The sequence below is a fragment of the Brevundimonas sp. 1080 genome, assembly GCF_040545985.1.
Taxonomy (GTDB): domain Bacteria; phylum Pseudomonadota; class Alphaproteobacteria; order Caulobacterales; family Caulobacteraceae; genus Brevundimonas.
The window spans coordinates 202,913-222,419 of the sequence record NZ_JBEPMW010000001.1; the positions used below are offsets into that span (position 1 = coordinate 202,913).

General features: G+C 67.6%; 22 protein-coding genes. 17 read left to right on the forward strand and 5 right to left on the reverse strand.

From position 1 onward, the window contains the following. Window positions 1–16 precede the first annotated feature (16 nt). From ABIC32_RS01040 to ABIC32_RS01090, 11 genes are all read left to right on the forward strand, one after another. The gene (locus ABIC32_RS01040) at window positions 17–379 is read left to right on the forward strand and encodes an MmcQ/YjbR family DNA-binding protein (RefSeq protein ID WP_354071722.1); all 363 of its coding nucleotides are present in this window, start codon (window positions 17–19) and stop codon (window positions 377–379) included. A gap of 38 nt (window positions 380–417) precedes the next feature. Then, on the forward strand, window positions 418–1,260 hold the full coding sequence (locus ABIC32_RS01045) for an aldo/keto reductase (RefSeq protein WP_354071724.1): 843 nt from the start codon (window positions 418–420) through the stop codon (window positions 1,258–1,260). Between the two features lie 18 nt (window positions 1,261–1,278). After that, window positions 1,279–1,941 (forward strand): Pr6Pr family membrane protein, encoded by a 663-nt coding sequence (locus ABIC32_RS01050; protein WP_354071726.1) that lies wholly within the window; start codon window positions 1,279–1,281, stop codon window positions 1,939–1,941. A 10-nt stretch (window positions 1,942–1,951) separates the two neighbouring features. Beyond that, entirely contained in the window at window positions 1,952–3,481 is a 1,530-nt protein-coding gene (locus tag ABIC32_RS01055) for a UbiD family decarboxylase (protein WP_354071728.1), read from the forward strand. Between the two features lie 30 nt (window positions 3,482–3,511). Further along, on the forward strand, window positions 3,512–4,144 hold the full coding sequence (locus ABIC32_RS01060) for a hypothetical protein (protein ID WP_295194641.1): 633 nt from the start codon (window positions 3,512–3,514) through the stop codon (window positions 4,142–4,144). Between the two features lie 101 nt (window positions 4,145–4,245). Continuing rightward, window positions 4,246–6,015 (forward strand): M14 family metallopeptidase, encoded by a 1,770-nt coding sequence (locus tag ABIC32_RS01065; protein WP_295194644.1) that lies wholly within the window; start codon window positions 4,246–4,248, stop codon window positions 6,013–6,015. Window positions 6,016–6,018: 3 nt separating this feature from the next. Continuing rightward, window positions 6,019–6,426, forward strand: a complete 408-nt coding sequence (locus ABIC32_RS01070) for an MAPEG family protein (RefSeq protein ID WP_055753303.1) — start codon at window positions 6,019–6,021, stop codon at window positions 6,424–6,426. Window positions 6,427–6,465: 39 nt separating this feature from the next. Further along, on the forward strand, window positions 6,466–7,821 hold the full coding sequence (locus ABIC32_RS01075; RefSeq protein ID WP_354071731.1) for a TldD/PmbA family protein: 1,356 nt from the start codon (window positions 6,466–6,468) through the stop codon (window positions 7,819–7,821). Then, window positions 7,818–8,615: a 3'(2'),5'-bisphosphate nucleotidase CysQ gene (locus tag ABIC32_RS01080; RefSeq protein WP_354071733.1), complete on the forward strand. Its 798-nt coding sequence runs from the start codon at window positions 7,818–7,820 to the stop codon at window positions 8,613–8,615. Before ABIC32_RS01075 ends, ABIC32_RS01080 begins: the two co-directional genes overlap by 4 nt. 112 nt (window positions 8,616–8,727) lie before the next feature. Then, window positions 8,728–8,973 carry a DUF4170 domain-containing protein gene (locus ABIC32_RS01085; protein WP_045810318.1) on the forward strand — a complete coding sequence of 82 codons (246 nt, stop codon included), beginning with the start codon at window positions 8,728–8,730 and terminating at the stop codon, window positions 8,971–8,973. A gap of 77 nt (window positions 8,974–9,050) precedes the next feature. Beyond that, on the forward strand, window positions 9,051–9,263 hold the full coding sequence (locus ABIC32_RS01090) for a hypothetical protein (RefSeq protein ID WP_295194652.1): 213 nt from the start codon (window positions 9,051–9,053) through the stop codon (window positions 9,261–9,263). Between the two features lie 6 nt (window positions 9,264–9,269). On the opposite strand, the gene ABIC32_RS01095 is transcribed toward ABIC32_RS01090, so the two are convergent. After that, the gene (locus ABIC32_RS01095) at window positions 9,270–9,935 is read right to left on the reverse strand and encodes a fused DSP-PTPase phosphatase/NAD kinase-like protein (protein WP_295209729.1); all 666 of its coding nucleotides are present in this window, start codon (window positions 9,933–9,935) and stop codon (window positions 9,270–9,272) included. An 88-nt stretch (window positions 9,936–10,023) separates the two neighbouring features. Here ABIC32_RS01095 and ABIC32_RS01100 point away from each other — a divergent pair, with 88 nt between their 5' ends. Genes ABIC32_RS01100 through lpxK form a run of 5 tightly spaced genes read left to right on the forward strand, consistent with a single transcriptional unit; the run spans window position 10,024 to window position 15,405 of the window. Continuing rightward, window positions 10,024–10,548, forward strand: a complete 525-nt coding sequence (locus ABIC32_RS01100; protein WP_354071735.1) for a COG3650 family protein — start codon at window positions 10,024–10,026, stop codon at window positions 10,546–10,548. 31 nt (window positions 10,549–10,579) lie between these two features. Next, complete coding sequence (locus ABIC32_RS01105) at window positions 10,580–12,409, forward strand: ABC transporter ATP-binding protein (RefSeq protein ID WP_354071737.1); 1,830 nt, start codon at window positions 10,580–10,582, stop codon at window positions 12,407–12,409. Continuing rightward, on the forward strand, window positions 12,406–13,089 hold the full coding sequence (locus tag ABIC32_RS01110) for a lysophospholipid acyltransferase family protein (protein WP_292080538.1): 684 nt from the start codon (window positions 12,406–12,408) through the stop codon (window positions 13,087–13,089). The genes ABIC32_RS01105 and ABIC32_RS01110 overlap by 4 nt, the downstream gene beginning before the upstream one ends. 10 nt (window positions 13,090–13,099) lie before the next feature. After that, window positions 13,100–14,392: a 3-deoxy-D-manno-octulosonic acid transferase gene (locus tag ABIC32_RS01115; protein WP_354071740.1), complete on the forward strand. Its 1,293-nt coding sequence runs from the start codon at window positions 13,100–13,102 to the stop codon at window positions 14,390–14,392. Continuing rightward, window positions 14,389–15,405 carry a tetraacyldisaccharide 4'-kinase gene (gene lpxK / locus ABIC32_RS01120; protein WP_354072919.1) on the forward strand — a complete coding sequence of 339 codons (1,017 nt, stop codon included), beginning with the start codon at window positions 14,389–14,391 and terminating at the stop codon, window positions 15,403–15,405. The genes ABIC32_RS01115 and lpxK overlap by 4 nt, the downstream gene beginning before the upstream one ends. Here lpxK and ABIC32_RS01125 read toward each other — a convergent pair. Continuing rightward, the gene (locus ABIC32_RS01125) at window positions 15,390–16,715 is read right to left on the reverse strand and encodes a metal-dependent hydrolase family protein (RefSeq protein WP_354071742.1); all 1,326 of its coding nucleotides are present in this window, start codon (window positions 16,713–16,715) and stop codon (window positions 15,390–15,392) included. The genes lpxK and ABIC32_RS01125 overlap by 16 nt on opposite strands. Before the next feature lie 114 nt (window positions 16,716–16,829). On the opposite strand from ABIC32_RS01125, the gene ABIC32_RS01130 reads away from it, so the two are divergent. After that, window positions 16,830–17,522 (forward strand): murein L,D-transpeptidase catalytic domain family protein, encoded by a 693-nt coding sequence (locus tag ABIC32_RS01130; RefSeq protein ID WP_354071744.1) that lies wholly within the window; start codon window positions 16,830–16,832, stop codon window positions 17,520–17,522. Window positions 17,523–17,525: 3 nt separating this feature from the next. Here ABIC32_RS01130 and purD read toward each other — a convergent pair whose 3' ends face one another. The 3 genes from purD to ABIC32_RS01145 all read right to left on the reverse strand — a co-directional run bounded on the left by purD (window position 17,526) and on the right by ABIC32_RS01145 (window position 19,483). Continuing rightward, window positions 17,526–18,800: a phosphoribosylamine--glycine ligase gene (gene purD / locus ABIC32_RS01135; protein WP_354071746.1), complete on the reverse strand. Its 1,275-nt coding sequence runs from the start codon at window positions 18,798–18,800 to the stop codon at window positions 17,526–17,528. A gap of 73 nt (window positions 18,801–18,873) precedes the next feature. Beyond that, window positions 18,874–19,305, reverse strand: a complete 432-nt coding sequence (locus ABIC32_RS01140) for a hypothetical protein (RefSeq protein WP_354071748.1) — start codon at window positions 19,303–19,305, stop codon at window positions 18,874–18,876. A gap of 16 nt (window positions 19,306–19,321) precedes the next feature. After that, window positions 19,322–19,483 (reverse strand): hypothetical protein, encoded by a 162-nt coding sequence (locus ABIC32_RS01145; RefSeq protein WP_165115848.1) that lies wholly within the window; start codon window positions 19,481–19,483, stop codon window positions 19,322–19,324. Window positions 19,484–19,507 lie beyond the last annotated feature (24 nt).

Sequence of the window (19,507 nt, forward strand, 5' to 3'; positions counted from 1 at the left end):
TGAGGTTGAGCGACCGATGACCCACGACGACGTCCGCGCGCTTCTGCTGTCGTTTCCCGGCGTGGAGGACGGCGTGTCCTATGGCGAGCCGTCTTTCAAGGTGGCGGGCAAGTTCTTCACCTGGATGCGCCCGGCGCTGGACGACAGCATCGTGGTGCATCTGGACAATCTGGATGAGCGCGAACTGCTGATCGAGATGAACCCGGCGACCTTTCATTTCACCGACCACTATCGCGATCACGCCATCGTCCTGGCGCGCATCGCCAGCGTCGATCCCGTCTGGCTGAGGGCGGCGCTTGAGAAGCGATGGCGTCGGATCGCGCCGAAAAAGCTGTCCAAGGTGCATCCAGACCTTATCGGAGCGGGGTCGGGCGCCTAACTACGCCCCTCAAGCGAACCCAGCCCAAGGAGCGCCCCATGGCCTATGGCGACCAACCCACGATCACCGTCGACGGTATCGAAATCCCCCTGCTCGGTTTCGGCACCTGGCAGCTGGAGCCGGACGATGCGCGGCGCATGGTCGCTGAGGCGCTGCGGATCGGATACCGCCACATCGATACCGCCTGGATTTACAAGAACGAGAAGGCGGTCGGCGAAGGCATCCGGGACTCCGGCGTGGCGCGCGATGACATCTTCCTGACCACCAAGATCTGGGTCGAGCATTTCACCCACGACGCCCTGCTGAAGCAGGCCAAGGAATCGGCCGACAGCCTGGGCACGACGCCCGACCTGCTGTTGCTGCACTGGCCCAAGACGACGCCGACGTTCGAAGAGACGCTGGGCGCCCTGAACGAGGCCAAGGACCAGGGTCTGACCAAGTCGATCGGCCTGTCCAACTTCCCCTCCAAAGAATTCCGCCAGGCGCAGAGCCTGTCGAAGGCGCGGCTGCTGACCGATCAGGTCGAGCATCACCCCTATCTGGGGGTCGATCAGCTGGTGGCGACGGCGGCCGAGTTGGGGTCGTCGATCACCGCCTGGTCGCCGCTGGCGCAAGGCAAGATCGCCGACGACGCCACGATCAGCGAACTGGCCAAGGCGCACGGCAAGACCAACGGCCAGATCACCCTGCGCTGGCTGATCCAGCACGGGGTCATCGCCATCCCGCGCACGACCAAAGAGAGCCGCGCGCGCGAGAACTTCGACATCTTCGACTTCGCCCTGACGGACGAGGAGATGCAGCGGATGGACGCCCTGGATCGCGGCGAGCGACTGGGCGACTGGCTGGACCCGGCGTTTGAATGGGACAAGACTGCCGCCTGACCGACAAGGGAGGCGCCGGTGTTTCGCAAGCGGGACCAGCCCAGGCTGTGGCGTGCGACGTTCGCCGTCGTGGGGTGGACCGCGCTGGCGCTTCAATATCTGCTGATGATCGCGCCGGCCCAGGGCTGGACCGTGCTGGAACGGACGATCAACTACTTCAGCTTCTTCACCATCCTGACCAACATCCTGGTCGCCCTGGCCTTTACCGGGCCGCTGCTCGGTGAAGGATCCCGGCTGGCCCGCTGGTCTGCCAGCGAAGGCGTCAGGGCGGCCGTCGCCATGTATATCGTGGTGGTCGGGGTGGTGTACCACTTCCTGCTGCACCCCTATTGGAACCCGACCGGCTGGTCGCTGGTGGTCAATCTGGTGCTGCACTACGTCATGCCCGCCGCCTTCGTGCTGGACTGGCTGTGGTTCACGCCAAAGGGCCGTTTGCGTTGGATCGACCCGGCGAAATGGCTGGCGTTTCCGCTCGTCTACGGCGGCTGGACCCTGGTTCATGGATTAGCGACACGCTGGTGGCCCTATGGCTTCGTCAATGTGGATCAACTGGGGCTGGTCCGGGTCGTGGTGATCTTCGGCGTGCTGCTGGTGTTTTTCCTGATCGTGGGGCTCGGCCTCGTCGGGCTGGACCGGCTGTTTGGTCGCGCGACGCGTGACAGAGGGGCCACTCCCGCCTAAGCGTCGCGGCATGGCCTACAAATCCCTGCGTGACTTCATCGACCAGCTAGAAGCCAAGGGCGAGCTGGTGCGGGTGTCCGAACCTGTCTCCACCGTGCTGGAGATGACCGAGATCCAGACCCGGTTGCTGAGGAACGGCGGTCCGGCGGTGCTGTTCGAGAAACCGGTCATGCCGGACGGCACGATCAGTCCCATCCCCTGCCTGGCCAATCTGTTCGGCACGGTGAAGCGCGTCGCCATGGGGGTGACGCTGGAAGGCAAGGACCGGACGACCGCGGGCGAACTGCGCGAGGTTGGCGAACTGCTGGCCTTCCTGCGCAATCCGACGCCGCCGCGCGGTCTGGGCGACGCGATGGAGATGCTGCCGCTGATGCAGACCGTCCTGTCGATGCGGCCCAAGACGGTGAAGAAGGCGCCGGTGCAGGAGGTGGTGCTGAAGGGCGAACAGATCGACCTGACCGCCCTGCCCGTCCAGTCGTGCTGGCCCGGCGAGCCAGCGCCCCTGATCACCTGGGGCCTGGTGGTGACCAAGGGGCCTTCGGACGACCGCGAGGACGACTTCAACCTGGGCATCTATCGGATGCAGGTGTTGGGCAAGGACAAGGCCATCATGCGCTGGCTCGCGCACCGGGGCGGGGCGCAACACTACGCTCGGCACAAGAAGGCCCGGCCCAAGGAGCCGCTGCCCTGCGCCGTCGTGCTGGGCGCCGATCCGGGGACCATCCTGGCGGCGGTGACGCCGGTGCCGGACACCCTGTCGGAATATCAGTTCGCCGGCCTGATGCGGGGCGCCAAGGCCGAGCTTGTGCCCTGCAAGACCGTGCCGCTGATGGTCCCGGCCCAGGCCGAAATCGTGCTGGAGGGCCATGTCCTGCTGGACGAGTTCGAGGACGAGGGTCCGTATGGCGACCACACCGGCTATTACAACTCGGTCGAGAAGTTCCCGGTCTTCAAGGTCAGCGCGATCACCATGCGCCGCGACCCCATCTATCTGACCACCTTCACCGGCCGGCCGCCGGACGAGCCGAGCGTGCTGGGCGAGGCGCTGAACGAGGTCTTCATCCCCCTGCTGCGCCAGCAGTTCCCGGAGATCGTCGACTTCTGGCTGCCGCCCGAAGGCTGCAGCTACCGGATCGCAGTGGTGTCGATGAAGAAGGCCTATCCGGGCCACGCCAAGCGCGTGATGCTGGGCGTCTGGAGCTATCTGCGCCAGTTCATGTACACCAAATGGGTCATCGTCGTGGACGACGACATCGACGCCCGCGACTGGAAGGACGTCATGTGGGCCATCTCGACCAAGATGGACCCGGCGCGCGACATCACCGTGATCGAGTCGACGCCCATCGACTATCTGGACTTCGCCAGCCCCGAAAGCGGACTGGGCTCCAAGATCGGTCTGGACGCCACCGACAAATGGCCGCCCGAGACCAAGCGCGAATGGGGCGAAGAGATTCGCATGGACGCGGCGGTCGTCGAACGGATCAACGACCTGTGGGATCGTCTCGGCCTGCCGGGCGACGGGACGCCGATCTGGAAGTAAGCTTGGCTTTTGGTGACGCCGGGGGGCGATGTGAGCGCGTTCGAGTTCTTCTTCAGCTTTTACGGCCTGCTGCTGGGCCTGTCCGTGGCCGAATTGGTCGGCGGGTTCGCGCGGGTGCTGCATGAGAAGCAGCGGATCCGGTTCGGCTGGCTGACGCCGATGCTGGCCCTGTTCGTGGCGATCGACATCGCCACCTTCTGGAACCAGGCCTGGGTCATCTTCCGCGGGGCGCCGTTCAACACCTTCGTGCTGCTGATCTCACTGGCCATCGCCGCAACCTTCTATGTCGCCGCCAGCGTGACCTTCCCGCGCGTTTCGGCCGAGGGCAGCGACCAAAAGATCGATCTGGACGCGCATTTCTGGTCGCATCGGCGACTGGTGTTCGGCTGCATCCTGGCGGCCAATCTGATCGTGGCGGTGATTGTGATCATCCTGGCCCAGCTCAATCCCGGCTTCGCCAAGATCGCCGACTCGGTGCGGTTGTGGGTCGGGGTCGCCATCTTCGTGATCGGCACGGCGACGGCGGCGTTCGCGCCGTGGCGCCGGGTTGCGGTCGGCGCCCTGGTCGTCGTTCTGCTCTACAGTGTCTGGCAGATGGGGAACGCGGCGGCCCTGCTGCTCAAGGCCGGCGGCTGGGCGCCCGCGCTGGGCGGCGGCGGTTGAAACCTTGTCAGGGCCGCGCAATCGGCTCACGAAAGGCCATGCAGTCCCCTCTTCTGGTTTCGGCGCTGGTCGCCGCCCTTGCCTGTAGCGTGAGCCCCGCCATGTCCCAGACGCTTCCCAACACCGCCCCATGGGATCAGGCCTTCCTGCCGCCCGCCCCCGCCTGGGACGGCGCGTCCAAGGCGCTGCTGCGCGATGCGTCTGATCCTTGGGTCACGGCGTTCGAGGCCGATCCGGCGCATGACTTCAGCCCCAACTATGTCGACACCCGCGCCTGGTTCGATCGTCTAGACGCCGCCAGCGATCTGATCCGCATTGAGCAGTTCGGCGTGTCGCCCGAGGGCCGACCCATCTATGCGGTGATCGCCTCCAAGGATGGCGCGGCCTTCGATCCGGCCAAACCGGTGCTGATGATCCAGGCCGGCATTCACCCCGGCGAGATCGACGGCAAGGACGCGGGCATGATGCTGCTGCGCGACATCGCCTTCTATGGAAAGGACGCCCTGCTGGACCGGGTCAATCTGATCCTGATCCCCATCCTGAGCGTCGACGGCCACGAGCGTTCCGGCCCCTATTCCCGGCCTAACCAGCGGGGGCCGCGCATCCAGGGCTGGCGCAATACGGCGACCAACCAGAACCTGAACCGCGACTATCTGAAGCTGGATCAGCCCGAGATGCGCGCCGTGCGCGGCCTGATCCTGAAATACCGGCCGGACCTGTACGTGGACGTCCACGTCACCGACGGCATGGATTACCAGTACGACGTCACCTACGGCTTCAACGGCGAGGACGGGACCTTCAGCCGGTCGCCGAACGCCTCGGCCTGGCTGGATTCGGTCTTCAAGCCTGCGATGAACGCCGCGCTGGAACGCGAGGGCCACATCCCCGGCGAGCTGGTGTTCGGCATCGACGACGATGAACCCAAGAAGGGCCTGTCGGACGGCGGCCTGGGCGAGCGGTTTTCCAACGGCTGGGGCGCGGCCGCCCATGTGCCGACGATCCTGATCGAGAACCACAGCCTGAAACCGCACGAACAGCGGGTGCTGGGCACCTATGTCTTCATCGAGGAGGCGATGCGTCTGCTGGCCGATCAGGGCGCCGGTCTTCGCGCCGCGACCGATAAGGACAAGGCCCTGCGTCCGGCGCAAATCCCCGCCAACTTCGAGGCCGACGACACGCCGTCGTCCACCCGGCCCTTCAAGGGCATGCTGTACGAGATGTACGACAGCGCCGCCTCGGGTCGAAAGGAGATCCGCTGGCTGGGCCGCCCCGATCCCGATCTGTGGCAGATGCCCTTCTATGGCTCCAAACCGACGCTGACCCTGACGCGGCCGACGGCCTACTGGGTGCCGGGTTATCGCACCGACATCATCGAGCGGCTGAAAACGCACGGGATCGAAATGGAGACGGTCGAGGCTGCGCGCACCGTGAACCTGTCGATGCTCCGCCTGGTCGAGCCCAAGCTGGCGACCCGCGCCAACGAAGGTCACGTGCAGGCGTCGGTGAAGACCGTCGAGGTCGAGAAGCGCGACTGGACGTATCCGACCGGCTCGGTGCGGGTGCCCACGGATCAGCCGCTGGGCGACATCGTCGTGCTGCTGCTGGAGCCGCAATCCAGCGAAAGCTTCTTCGCCTGGGGCATGTTCCCCGAGGTGATGAGCCGCGTCGAATATATCGAGGCCTACGCCATCGCCCCGCTTGCGGACAAGATGATGGGGGCGGACCCGGCATTGAAGGCCGAGTTCGAGGCCAAGGTGGCGGCCGACGCCACGTTCGCCGCCGATCCGCAGGCGCGTCTGGCCTGGTTCTATGAACGCACGCCCTTCTATGACGACCATTATCTGCTCTACCCCGTCGGGCGTGAGGACTGATCGATGACCACGCCGCTGATGTACGCCGTCCAAGCCGCCGCCCTGTGGAGCGGCCTGCTGATCCTGATGATGCTGGTCTTGTCGGGCATCGTGGTCAGCGGGCGGCGAAAACACATGGTGTCGTTCGGCGACGGCGGAAACGCGGATCTGATGGCCGCCAGCCGCGCCTTCGGAAATCTGGTGGAATATGCGACGCCGGGCATGATCGCCATGCTGCTGCTGGCCGCCGTCGGCGCGCCGGCCTGGATGATCCACGGGGTCGGCGCGACGCTGTTTGTCGGCCGGGTCGCCCATGCCCTGGGCCTGCTGCTGCAGACCGGGCCGTCGCTGGGTCGCGTCGTCGGCATGCTGCTGACCTGGGTCGCGCTGCTGACGGCGGCTGTGGGCCTGATCGCCTTCGCCGTGGTCTGACGCGGTTGCGGTGCAGCGGGGCGTCCGCCATATCAGGGCATGACTGAAACCCTGGCTGCGCCCGTTTCCACCGATATTCTCAACGACATCGTCAAGGCCGCGCTGAAGGCCGGCGCCGACGCCGCAGAGGCGGTCAGCGCCGATCGCCGATCCCTGTCGGTCGGGGTGCGCAACGGCAAGCTGGAAGATGTCGAACGCGAGGAATCGCGCGACCTGGGCCTGCGCGTGTTCGTGGGCCAACGGCAGGCGTCCGTTTCGGCCTCGGACCTTTCGCCCGCCACCCAGCAGCGCTTGGTCGAGCGGGCGGTGGCCATGGCGCGGTTGGCGCCGGAAGACCCCCACGCCGGTTTCGCGCCCGAGGATCGGCTGGCGCGCGGCCCGTTCATCGATTTGGACCTGTTCGATCCCAGCGAACGCAGCGCCCAAACTCTGGAACAGGTCTCGGCCGAGGCCGAGGCGGCGGCCCTGGCGGTCCCCGGCGTGGCGCGGTCGGAAGGCGGACACGCCGGCTGGTCGTCCACCCGCTGGCGGCTTGTCACCTCTCACGGTTTCGACGGCGCCTATGAGGGTTCGGCCTTTTCGCTGGGCGTCGGCGTCATCGCGGAAAAGGACGGCGCGATGGAGCGCGGCGGCGAGAGCCGTTCGACCCGCCATCTGTCCGACCTGCCGGGCGCAGAATTGATCGGCCGCACCGCCGGCGAGCGCGCGGTCGCCCGCGTCGGCCCGCGCAAGATCGCCTCGACCACCGCGCCCGTGATCTTCGACAACCGGATGGCGGGCCAGATCGTGTCGCCGGCCATCGGCGCCATTTCCGGCCCGTCGATCGCGCGCGGCACCTCGTTCCTGAAGGACCGCATGGGTCAGCGCGTGTTCGCCGAGGGCGTCACCCTGATCGACGATCCGTTCCGCCCGCGCGGCATGGGATCGACCCCGTTCGACGACGAGGGCGCAATAGTCCACAAGCGCGCCCTGTTCGACGACGGCGTCCTGACCACCTGGTTGCTGAACAGCGCCTCGGCCCGGCAACTGGGCCTGGAAACCACCGGCCACGCGTCGCGGGGTCTGGCCGGACCATCCGGCGTCTCGACCCACAATCTGCATATGGAGCCGGGCGAGCGGGATCTGGCGGGCCTGATGGCCGACGCCGGGACCGGCCTTCTGGTGACGTCGATGTTCGGCCCGTCGCTGAACGGCAACACCGGCGACTGGTCCGCCGGGGTGTCGGGCTTCTGGTTCGAGAACGGCGTGATCGCCTATCCGGTCAGCGAGGTCACGGTCGCGGGCAAGCTGACCGACCTTTACCTGCGCCTCGAACGCGGTTCGGACCTGGAGTTCCGGGGCGGGTTCAATGTGCCCAGCCTGATGTTCGATGCGGTGGCCATCGCGGGCAAATGATCGACTTGCATGCCGACCTCGACCTGATCCGCCAGGCGGCCATAGACGCCGGGGCGCTGGCCATCGCCGAGCGTGAGGCGGGGCTGAAAATCGAGTCCAAGGTCGGCGGTTCGCCCGTCACCAGCGGCGACCTGAAGGTCGACGCCATGTTGAAAGACCGGCTGCTTTCGGCACGACCGGACTATGGCTGGCTCTCGGAGGAGACGGCGGATACGGCCGAGCGTCTGTCCAAACGACGCATCTTCGTGGTCGATCCCATCGACGGCACCGTCGCCTATATGAAGCGGACGCCGTGGTGGTGCGTGCCCATCGCGGTGATCGAGGACGGCGAGGTCGTCGCAGCCGTCATCCATGCGCCTGAGGTGGACGAGACCTATGTGGCGACGCGCGGCGGCGGGACGCGGCGCAACGGCAAACCCATCCACGCCTCGGATATCGATACGCTGGAGGACGCCTCGATACTGGGCGATGCGCGACTGATCGAAGCGCCCTATTTTGCCGACGAACCCTGGCCGGCGATGCGGTTCGAGAAGCGCAACGCCCTGGCCTATCGGATGGCGCTGGTCGCCGCCGGCGCCTTCGACGCCGCCCTGGCCCTGACGCCGAAGTGGGACTGGGACGTCGCCGCGGGCTGGCTGATCGCGACCGAAGCCGGCGCGAGGGTCAGCGATCACCACGGGCGGCCATGGGCGTTCAACCGGCCCGATCCGCGCCAGACCAGCCTGGTCTGCGCGGCCCCGATCATCCAGCCGATGATCGTGCGGCGCTGTAAAAACGTGCCGCTTTCGACCTGAGGCGGGGACGGAAAAACCCCGGCTGACATTGATCCGAGGGCGTTCTCGGCCTATGCCGCGCGCAAACCTCCTCCCCCTCCAAAGCCTTCCGGCTCAGCCTTCAGGATTTCCGATGACCGATCAGAACGCCGTCCCGCCGCAACTTCTGCACATCGTGATCGGCGGCGAGCTTCGTCACCTGGGCGAGCCGACCTTCCGCGACCTGTCGCAGGTCGAGTTCGTCGGCGCCTTTGGCAACTATGAGGACGCCAAGAAGGCGTGGAAGGCGCGCGCCCAGGCGACCGTGGACAACGCCCACATGCGCTATTTCATCCTGCACGCCCACAAGCTGATCGATCCGCGCGGCGACGCGGCCTGAGCCGAGGACTGAGTGCGACATCGAGGAGCCGAACCGGCTCCTCGATCCGACGTTTCGATCTGTAGGCGAGGACGACGATGAACCTGGAACCGCAACAGATCTTCCAACTGGTCAGCCTGCTGGCCGTGCTGGCCCTGTTCAGCTTTTCGCTGCGCGGCCATATCGACTACGCCCGCTGGTTCAAGCGGTGGGAGGCCGATCGCAAGGCCCGTCGCGACGCCGAACTGGCCGCCGAGGCGCGCGCGGACACCGAGGCCGGCGACGAACCGAAGACCGGCCCCTGGGGCTGAAGCCCCCTACTCGCGCCGCAGCAGCTTGTCGGTCAGCAGCGTGCCCCACCAGCCGGCCTTGAACTCGGCACGTATGGCCTTGGGGTCGTAGTCGGGACTGTCGACCCAATCGATGAAGCTGATGCCCTTCGGCTCGATCTCGTTGACGTATTTCTCCAGCGTATAGTCCAGCACCCCGGTCAGCCCCTCGCGGGAGTGCAGATATTTCTTGGAGAGCTGCTTCATCGCGACCGAGATCGGCTCGCCCAGGTGAAAGTGGCGATAGAATACCGCCATCATCCCCGCTCGATCCGCGCCGGACTTGCAGTGGATCAGCACCGGATACTGGATCGTCCTGAACAGCTCGCGCGCGCGGTGGATGCGCACCGTCTCGGGCGGATCGCGCGAGTCCAGCGGCGCGTCGATCAGGGTCAGGCCCAGCCGCTCGCAAGCGTCCTTTTCCAGCCAGTAATAGCCCTCGTCCCGCGCGCCGCGCAGGTTGATGACCGTCTTGACGCCCTTCTTTTTCCAATAGGCCAGCTGGCGCGGCGACGGCTGATTGGTTCGCACCAGATCCGGGCCCAGCCAGTGGGCGTTGGAAAAGGCCACGCGCAGAAACGCGTGGTCGGCCCAGAAATAATGCCAATGCGCCCGAAAACGGCCCATCGCGGTCGAGAGGTCGAAGCGCGCCATGCCCGCCAGATAGCGATCCGACGCCGCCGCGTCATCCGATCTCGATCCTGATGCGTTGGAATGTTTGTCGAGACCGGAGAACACCCCGATGAAAACCCTCGCCGCCACCGCCGTCGTCGCCGCCGCCAGCCTGTGGGCCGGCGCGGCCGCCGCCCAGACGCCGCCGCCCGAAGACCCTGCCCTGATCGCCTATTTGCGCGACCGGACCAAGGAGGCGTTGGACACCACCCGATATACGGCCGCGATCACGCCGGACGGGGCCATGACCCTGGTCTATCTGACCGGCCCGAACTGGTGCGGCTCGGGCGGATGTCGGCTGTTGGTGCTGGACCGCACCGGCGCGACCTATCGCTCGGTCGGCGAGATCAGCGTCGCGCGCGCCCCGATCCGGCTGCTGGAGCGACAGACCCATGGCCGACGGGATTTGGGCGTCTATGTCGCGGGCGGCGGAATCACCGAGGGCTATGAGGCCGCCGTGCCGTTCGACGGGCGTCGATACGCGTCCAATCCGACGGTTCCGCCCGCCGTCAGGATCCAGGAAGCGCCCGGCGAAACCCTGATCCGCGCCGACGAGCCGGGCCGTGCGCTCGAACCGTCGCCTCACAAGCCTTGACTTGAACGGCGGCTCGGACGACCGAGAGCCGATGACCGTCGCCGCCTCCGAAACCATGCCGCTGCGCGCCTTGCTGGCGCGGATTTGGCGCGACTATCTGTCCAAGCACAAGGGATCGCTGATCCTGTCGGTCTTGTGCGCGGCGACGACGGGCCTGCTGACGGCTGCGCTGCTGAAGCTGCTGGAGCCGGCCGTCAACGGTCTGTTCCTCGGCGGGACCAGGCCGATCAGCCTGTTCGGCCTGGTGACCTTTCCGGCGGACAAGGCCGTCGTCTGGATCCCGGTCGCCATCCTGACTGTCGCCATTGCTCGGACTTTGGCGGCGCTGGGCCAGGCGGCCCTTGTCAACCGGTTGGGTCACACCATCGTCGGCGACATCCAGATCCGCCTGTTCGGCGCCATGATCCGCGCCGACCTGGCGCGCTTACGCAGCCAGCATTCGGGCGGCTTCGTCTCCTCGGTGCTGTTCGACGCCAATATGGTGCGCGAGGCCTTCACCTCGGGCGTGGTCAACTACACGCAGAACCTGCTGACCCTGGTCGCGGTGCTGATCTACATGGGGTTCATCGACTGGCAGCTGACGATCGTCGTGCTGCTGGGCGTGCCGCTGGTAGCGCTGGTGCTGCGCCGGTTCGGGCGCAAGACGCGCAAGGCCGCCGTCGGCGCCATGGCCGAGACCGAAAACCTGTCCACCGCCCTGATGGAGAACCTGGACGGGGTTCGCCTGATCAAGATCGAAAACCGCGAGGCCGCCGAACAGGACCGCGTCGCCGAGGTGGTCGCCCGTCGCCAGCGCCACGTGATCAAGGGCGCCAACGCCCGCGCCTTCGCCGGTCCGTCCAGCGATCTCGTCGCCTATATCGTCGTCGCCGCCGTCATGGCCTACGCCGGATGGCGGGCGCAGTCGGGCGACATGACGGTGGGTGGGTTCGCCGCCTTCATCGGCATGCTGCTGGCCGCCGGTCAGGCCCTGCGCCAGGTGACGAACCTGGCCACAGTGATGAGCGAGGGCTTCACCGCCGCACGCCGCCTGTTCGGCGCCCTGGACATCCAACCCGAGATTCGTGAGGCGGCCGACGCCGCCCCGCTGGCCGCCGGGCCGGTCGAAGTTGTGCTGGACAAGGTGTCCTTCGCCTACGCCGGGACCGATGCGCCGACGCTGGACGGGGTGTCCCTGCGGGTCGCGCCGGGCGAGACGGTGGCGCTGGTCGGGCCGTCGGGCGGCGGCAAGAGCACGATCCTGAGCCTGCTGCCACGCTTCTATGATGTGACGGGCGGGGCGGTGACGATCAACGGCGCGGACGTGCGGGCGCTTCGCATCCATGACCTGCGCGACCACATCGCCCTGGTGACGCAGGAGCCCTTCCTGTTCGACGACACCATCGCCGCCAACATCGCCTATGGCCGGCCGGGCGCGACGCAGGCGCAGATCGAGGACGCCGCAAGGTCCGCCGCCGCCCATGACTTCATCACCGCCTTGCCGCAAGGTTACGACACCCGCGCGGGCGAGGCGGGCCTGCGTCTGTCCGGCGGTCAGCGCCAGCGCATCGCCATCGCCCGCGCCTTCGTCAAGGATGCGCCCATCCTGCTGCTGGACGAGGCCACCAGCGCCCTGGACACCGAGAGCGAGGCCTTGGTCCAGGCGGCGCTGGAGCGGCTGATGCAGGGGCGCGCCACCCTGATGATCGCCCACCGCCTGTCCACCGTCCGGAACGCCGACCGCATCTATGTGATCGAGGCCGGCCGGGTGGTCGAGGAAGGCTCGCACGATGCCCTCGTCGCCAGAGGCGGCCTCTATTCGCGCCTGGCCCGCCAGCAGTCGCTGGACGGCGCCGCGCCCACGGTCGAGACGGTCGCGTGAGGCCGCTGCGCATTCCGGCCGTCCAGGCCAGCCTGTCCTTCATCCTGGCGCACTGGATGCAGTTCTGCTTCGCCACCATGCGCTGGACCCACGAAAACCAGGCGGTGGCCGAGGGGGTTTGGGCCCGGGGCGGCGGGGTTTTGTGCGCCTTCTGGCATTCGCGCATCGGCCTGTCGCCGGCGTGCTGGCCGCTGAACCGCGCGCAGCCGGCCAAGGCGTTGATTTCCCTGTCGGCGGACGGTCAGTTCATCGCAAAGGCCGTGGCTCGCCAGGGCTTTCCCGCCATTCGCGGTTCGTCGTCGAACAAGGACAAGGCGGACCGGGACAAGGGCGGGTCGCAGGCGCTGCGGGCGGGCCTGCGTCAATTGAAGATCGGCGCCCTGGCTATCACGCCGGACGGTCCTCGCGGCCCGGCGCGCCAGATGGCCGAGGGTCTGCCGATGATGGCCAAGATCTCAAAGGCGCCGACGCTGTTCATCGGCATGTCGTGCAATCCGGCCATCCGGCTGAGCAGTTGGGACCGCGCGATCCTGCCCCTGCCCTTCGCCAAAGGCGCCATCGTGTGGGACATCGCCGATTATCCGACCGGCGACGACCTGGATCACGTCCGCCAGGACTGGGCCGCGCGGCTGAACGCCGTCGAGGCGCGGGCCGATGCGATCACGGGTCTGAAGCCGTGAGGAAGCAGCCGTGACGCCCTTGCCGCTGATCGCCTATCGGCTGGCGACGCGCGCGCTGGAGCCGCTGGCCCCGCGCCTGCTGGATGCGCGCGCCAGGCGGGGCAAAGAAGACCCGGTGCGGGTGGACGAGCGGATGGGCTTCACTCGCACCGAGCGCCCCGCGGGCGATCTGGTCTGGCTGCACGGCGTCAGCGTGGGCGAGAGCCTGTCGCTGCTGCCCGTGGTCGAGCGGCTGGTGAAGGCGCGGCCGGACCTGACCGTTCTGGTCACCTCCAGCACCGTGACCTCGGCGCATATTCTGGCCGAACGACTGCCGGCAGGCGTGATCCACCAATATGCGCCGGTCGATGCCCCCGGCGTGGTCGAGCGGTTCCTGGACCATTGGCGGCCAGCCCTTGCGGTCTTCGTCGAAAGCGAACTGTGGCCGAACCTGCTGCTTGAGGCGAAACGGCGGGGGGTGAAACTGGCCCTGGTCAGCGCGCGGATCACGGAAAAGACGGTCGAGGGCTGGGCGCGATTTCCGGCCTCGGCGCGGGCGCTGACCGGCGCCTTTGATCTGGTCCTGCCGCAGGATGCGGTCTCGGCCCAACGGCTGGAGGGCATGGGCGCGCGGATCGACGGGCTGGTGAATCTGAAACTGTCCGGAGAGGCCCTGCCGCACGATCCTGCCGCCTTCAGTCGTTTGAGCGCCGCCATCGGCGACCGGCCGGTGATCGTCGCCGCCAGCACCCACGAGAGCGAAGAGATCGCCATCGTGCGCGCGCTGGACCATTTGAGCGAACGGGTTTGCCTGATCCTGACGCCACGCCATCCCGAGCGGGGGGCGCACATCGCTCAGGCGCTGCAACGCGACGGATACGCCTTCGCCATGCGCTCGCGCGGGGAGACGATCGGGCCGGACACCGACATCTATCTGGCCGATACGCTGAACGAGATGGGCCTGTTCCTGCGGCTGGCCGATGTCGTGGTGATGGGCGGGTCTTTCGCGCCCGCCATCGGCCTGCCGCCCGTCGGCGGGCATAATCCGCTGGAGCCCGCGCGGCTGGGCAAGCCGACGATTACGGGACCAGATGCATCCAACTGGGCGCCGGTGACGGCGGCCCTGGTGGAGGCGGGAGGCCTGGCCCTGGTTCAGGCGCCGTCCGACCTGCCCGGCGTGATCGAGCCCCTGCTGGAAGACCTGAACGCGGCCAAGGCCATGGGCGAACGCGGGCGTCGCGCGGCGGTCGAGGCTGGAGGCGGGTTGGAGCGACTGTGGGCGCTGCTGTCGCCGCTGATGCCGCAGAGGCAGGGCCGGCGATGAAGCTGAACACGCCGCGTTGGTGGTATGTGCGCGACAGCAACCACGCCCGGATGACGCGCACGGCGTTGAAACCGCTGGGCTGGATCTGGGCCGCCGTGACGGCGCGCCGGATCGCCAAGACGACGCCCGCCGACCCCGGCTGCGCGGTCATCTCGGTCGGCAATCTGACGGTCGGCGGATCGGGCAAGACGCCGGTCGCGCGCGAAACCTTGCGGCTGCTGCGCGCGGCGGGTGTCGAGGCGCAAGGTCTGTCGCGCGGCTATGGCGGGCGGCTGGAAGGGCCGATCCGGGTCGATCCTCAAATCCATACGGCCGACGATGTCGGGGACGAACCGCTGATGCTGGCGCAGGGGGCGCCGGTCTGGATCGCGCGCGATCGCGTGGCGGGCGCCAAGGCCGCCGTCACGGAGGGGGCGCAGGCCCTGGTGCTGGACGACGGCCATCAGAACCCGGCCCTGGAAAAGACCGTCAGCCTGATCGTCGTGGACGGCGAGACGCGCGGCGACGAATGGCCGTTCGGCGACGGATCGGTCTTTCCGTCCGGCCCCATGCGCGAGCCGCTGAAGGCCGGGCTGGCGCGCGCCGACGCCGTGGTGGTCATGCTGCCGACCGATGTCGAAGAGGCCGATCCCGAACTGATGGCCGTGTTCGGCGCCCTGCCCGTCTTTATCGCGCGCCTGACGCCCGAGGAGCCCCCGCCGTCGGGGCCCCAGGTCGGGTTTGCGGGCATCGCCAAGCCCTGGAAGGTCGAGCGGTCGCTGAAGGCGGCGGACTGCGACCTGGTCGACTTCGTCCCCTTCCCCGACCACGCGGCCTATAGCGCCGCCGACATGACGTTCCTGACGGACCGGGCTGCGGTGTTCGACGCCGGCCTGGTTACGACGGAAAAGGACTGGGTCCGGCTGACGCCCGAGCAGCGCAAGGCCGTCGTCGCCTGGCCGGTCGTCGCCCGGTTCGCGGACGAGGCGGCTTTCGCCGCCTTCCTGAACGACAGGATTCAGTCGGCGCGATAGACGACGCCGGACTTCATCACGAACTTCATCCGCTCCAGCTCGGTCACGTCCGTCAGCGGATCGCCCGAGACGGCGACGATGTCGGCGGGCATGCCCACGGCGATCTTGCCGGCCTCATTGGCGATGCGCAGGTGTTCGGCGGCGCCGACGGTGGCGGCCTGGATGGCCTCGAGCGGGCTCAGGCCGGCGCGGACCAGAAGCGCGAACTCCTGGGCGTTGTCGCCGTGGGCCGAAACGCCCGAGTCGGTGCCGAAGGCGATCTTGACTCCGCCCTCATGTGCGCGCCGCGCCATGTCCAGCATCTTGGGCCCGGCCTCCAGCGCCTTGGCCGTCTGGGCGGGGGTGAAGAAGTTGTCGGGTCCCGAGGCGATACGCGCCACGAAATCCCCGGCCAGCAGGGTCGGGATCAGCCAGGCGCCGTTCGACTTGAACAGGCGGATCGACTGGTCGTCCAGATAGGTGCCGTGTTCGATGGAATCGCCGCCGGCCCGCAGGAAGGCGTTGATGCCGTCCACCCCGTGGGCGTGCGCCGTCACCTGGCGGCCCATGCGGTGGGCGCTGCCGACGATGGCGGACAGTTCGTCGTCGCTGAACTGCTGATTCAGACCGGCGGCGGTGTTGGACAGCACGCCGCCCGTCGCGGTGATCTTGATGATGTCGGCGCCGGCGCGAACCTGGGTGCGCACGGCCCGCATGCAGTCCTCAGGCCCTGAGCAGATGCTCTCGGACGACAGCAGGTGCATGACGTCCTCGCGATAGCCGTTGATGTCGCCATGACCGCCGTGGATCGACACCGACGACCCCGCCGCAATGATGCGCGGTCCCGGCACGTCGCCGTTCCTGACGGCGTTCCGCAGGGCGAAGATGGCCTGGTTCGAGGCGCCCAGATCCGCCACCGTCGTAAAGCCGGCCATCAGGGTGCGACGCGCATAGCGGGCGCCGACCATCGCCTGGTCCGCGTCCGAAAGCGTCACCTCTTCAAGGCGTGAGTTCGGGTTTTGCTGGCCCGTCAGATGGACGTGGCTGTCGATCAGGCCGGGCAAGACAAAGGCCTGGCGCAGGTCCACGACCTTGCCCTGAGAGGCGTCGCCGACGAAGCCGTCGCGCACTTCGACGACCTGGTTCCCTCTGATCACGAGAGTTTTATCGCGCTGCACGACGCCGTTCGACGGATCCGCAAGCAACCTTCCGGCTTCAACGAACGTTGTGTTGGGTTGGGCCGAAACGCTTGTGGCTACGGGGATTTGCTGCGCATGGGCGCTCACCGCCGACGCCATCAGCACCGCCAGCGCGATTCCGAAACGTTTCATCGATCTCTCCCCGCGACGCGTCGGCCGCAAAAATGCCCCACAAGGCTCAGGTTGCCTCGCCCGTAACCAACTGAAACAAACACGCCTCAAGACCAACCGCAACGAGGGCGTCGCATGCGGCTATCGAGACGAGGACTTATTCTGGGTGGATCGGCCATGCTGGCGGGATGCGCCAGCGCGAGCGCTACGGCGCAGCTGACGACGGCCCAGAACGGAACTCCGATCGCCATGCCGCAAGTCGGTCTGCCCACGGTCCAGACCTCCGCCCTGACGCCGCCGCCGCTGGATCCGCGTGGTCATGTTCGCAAGGAGCTGATGGAGCGCGCCATGACCGCGCTGGACACCCACCATCACCGCCTGCCTCTGCGTGACCGGATGTATCTGGTCGATTTCCAGAAATTCTCGGGCGAGGAGCGGCTGTACGAAGTCGACCTCATCGCGGGTGCAGTAAAGGTGCTGCGCACCTGCCACGGCCGGGGATCGGACCCCAGCCACACCGGCTATGCCAAGCGCTTTTCCAATACGCCGGATTCCAACATGTCCTCGATCGGCGCCTATGCAACCGCGGGCGCCAATTGGGGCGCGCAGCAGGGGCCGAACGTCCTGCTGGACGGGCTGGAATATTCCAACGACAAGGCGCGCGAGCGGGCCATCATCGTCCACGGCGCAGACTATGCCGATCCCGACTTCCTGGCGCGCGAAGGCAAGCTGGGTCGCAGCTACGGCTGTTTCTCGGTCGCCCATACCGACCTGCCGGCCTTGCGCGAACGCATGGGCGAGGGCCGACTGCTGTTCGCGGCGGCCTAGGCTTCAGCCCCGCTCCAGCGCCCGCCAGCCGATGTCGGAGCGGTTGAAGCCGCCCGGCCAGTCGATCTTGCGGATGGCAGCATAGGCGCGTTCGCGGGCCTGGGCGATGTCGTCGCCCTCAGCGCAGACGTTTAGAACGCGCCCGCCCGAGGCGGCCAGCAAGCCGTCGTCGCGGCGCTTGGTTCCGGCGTGAAAGACCTGGACATGGGGGCCGAAGTCCTGATCGGCGCCACGGATGATCGAGCCTTCCAGCGGGCTGTCGGGATAGCCCTTGGCGGCCATGACCACGCAGATCACCGTCTGAGGCTTGAAGGCGGGTGAAGCCAGACCCGAGACGTCGCCGCGCGCGCAGCCCAGCAGATAGGGGACGATGTCGCCCGCCATCCGCATCATCAGCACCTGGCATTCCGGGTCGCCGAAACGGGCGTTGAACTCGACCACCTTGGGGCCGTCCTCCGTCGCCATCAGGCCGGCGTAGAGGACGCCGCGATAGGGCGCGCCTTCTTCGGCCATCTTGCGGATCGTCGGCTGGACGATCAGCGCGTCGGCCTGCTGCACCAAATCGGGCGTGAAGACGGGCGCGGGCGAATAGGCGCCCATGCCGCCGGTGTTGGGGCCAAGGTCGCCGTCGAAGGCGCGCTTGTGGTCCTGGGCGCCGCCGAACAGCAGGGCGCGTTGACCGTCGCACAGGGCGAACAACGACCCCTCCTCGCCGTCCATGAACTCCTCGATCACGACACGGGCGCCGGCCGCGCCGAACCGGCCGCCCAGCATCCGCTCGATTTCGGCCTCGGCGTCGGGGCGGTCGGGGCTGATGGCCACGCCCTTGCCGGCGGCCAGGCCATCGGCCTTGATCACATAGGGCGGCCGGAACACGTCCAGCGCCGCCTTTGCGTCCTTGACCGTGTCGTAGACGCCGTAGCCGGCGGTGGGGATCTCGTGGCGTTCGAGGAAGCCCTTCGAAAAGGCCTTTGAGGTTTCCAGTTGCGCCGCCTTGGCGGTCGGCCCGAAGCAGGGAATGCCGGCCGAAGCCAGACGGTCGGCGAGGCCAGCGGCCAGCGCTACCTCTGGCCCCACAACGACCAGGTCGGCCTTGATCTCTCTGGCCAGGGCGGCCAGGCCGTCGGCGTCGTCCGCCTTGACGGCGCGCAGCTCGCACAGCTTCTCGATGCCTGGGTTGCCCGGTGCGGCGACCAGGCGCGTGACCAGCGGCGACTGGGCGATCTTCCAGGCCAGGGCGTGTTCGCGGCCGCCCGATCCGACGAGAAGAATGTTCATGAGATCGGGCAATGACCGGCCGGCGCCGGCCGGTCAAGCGCCCGTCAGACTTAACGCCGCATTCAGCCTCCAATCAGCGCGCTGGCGGGGTCCACGCCGGCAGGGCCTGAAGCTGGCCGGGCGTCAGATCGGTGACCAGATCCCGGTCGCCGTTGCGGTCGATCGGAGCGACATCCCCGACCGGAACCAGCACCTTCATGTCGCCGGGCCCTTCCAGCTCGACGACCAGATGGGTGAGGGCGCCAGAGGCGTCCAGCACCAAGGTTTCCACGTCGCCCAGATCGACGTTGGCGCGCGAATATAGGTCCGCATCCTCTAGCTGATCGCGGGTCATGTTGAAGGCCAAGGCGGCGTTTGAGGCGGCGGCATCCGCCTGTTGATCCGGCAAGGCCACGGGCGCTGCGCCCGGCGCAGGGGCCTGGACCACATCGTCGTCGCGATCCGAGCAGGCGACGACGCCGCCGGTCAGGCAAAGAATGGCGGCGAGCGGGACGAAGCGGTTCATACGGCCTCCTTGGGCATTAAAGCAGGGCCGAGACGACATAGACGCCCAGGCCTAGCAGAATGATGCAGCCGATGATCAGCCACGGGCTCATGGCGCCGCCGCCCCCGGCGCGGCGCGACAGATCGCGCTCGTGCGGGTCACGGTCAGAAGGATCGGTTCCAGGCGGGTCGGCGGCCATGAAAGTCGAACGGCAGGGCGCGCG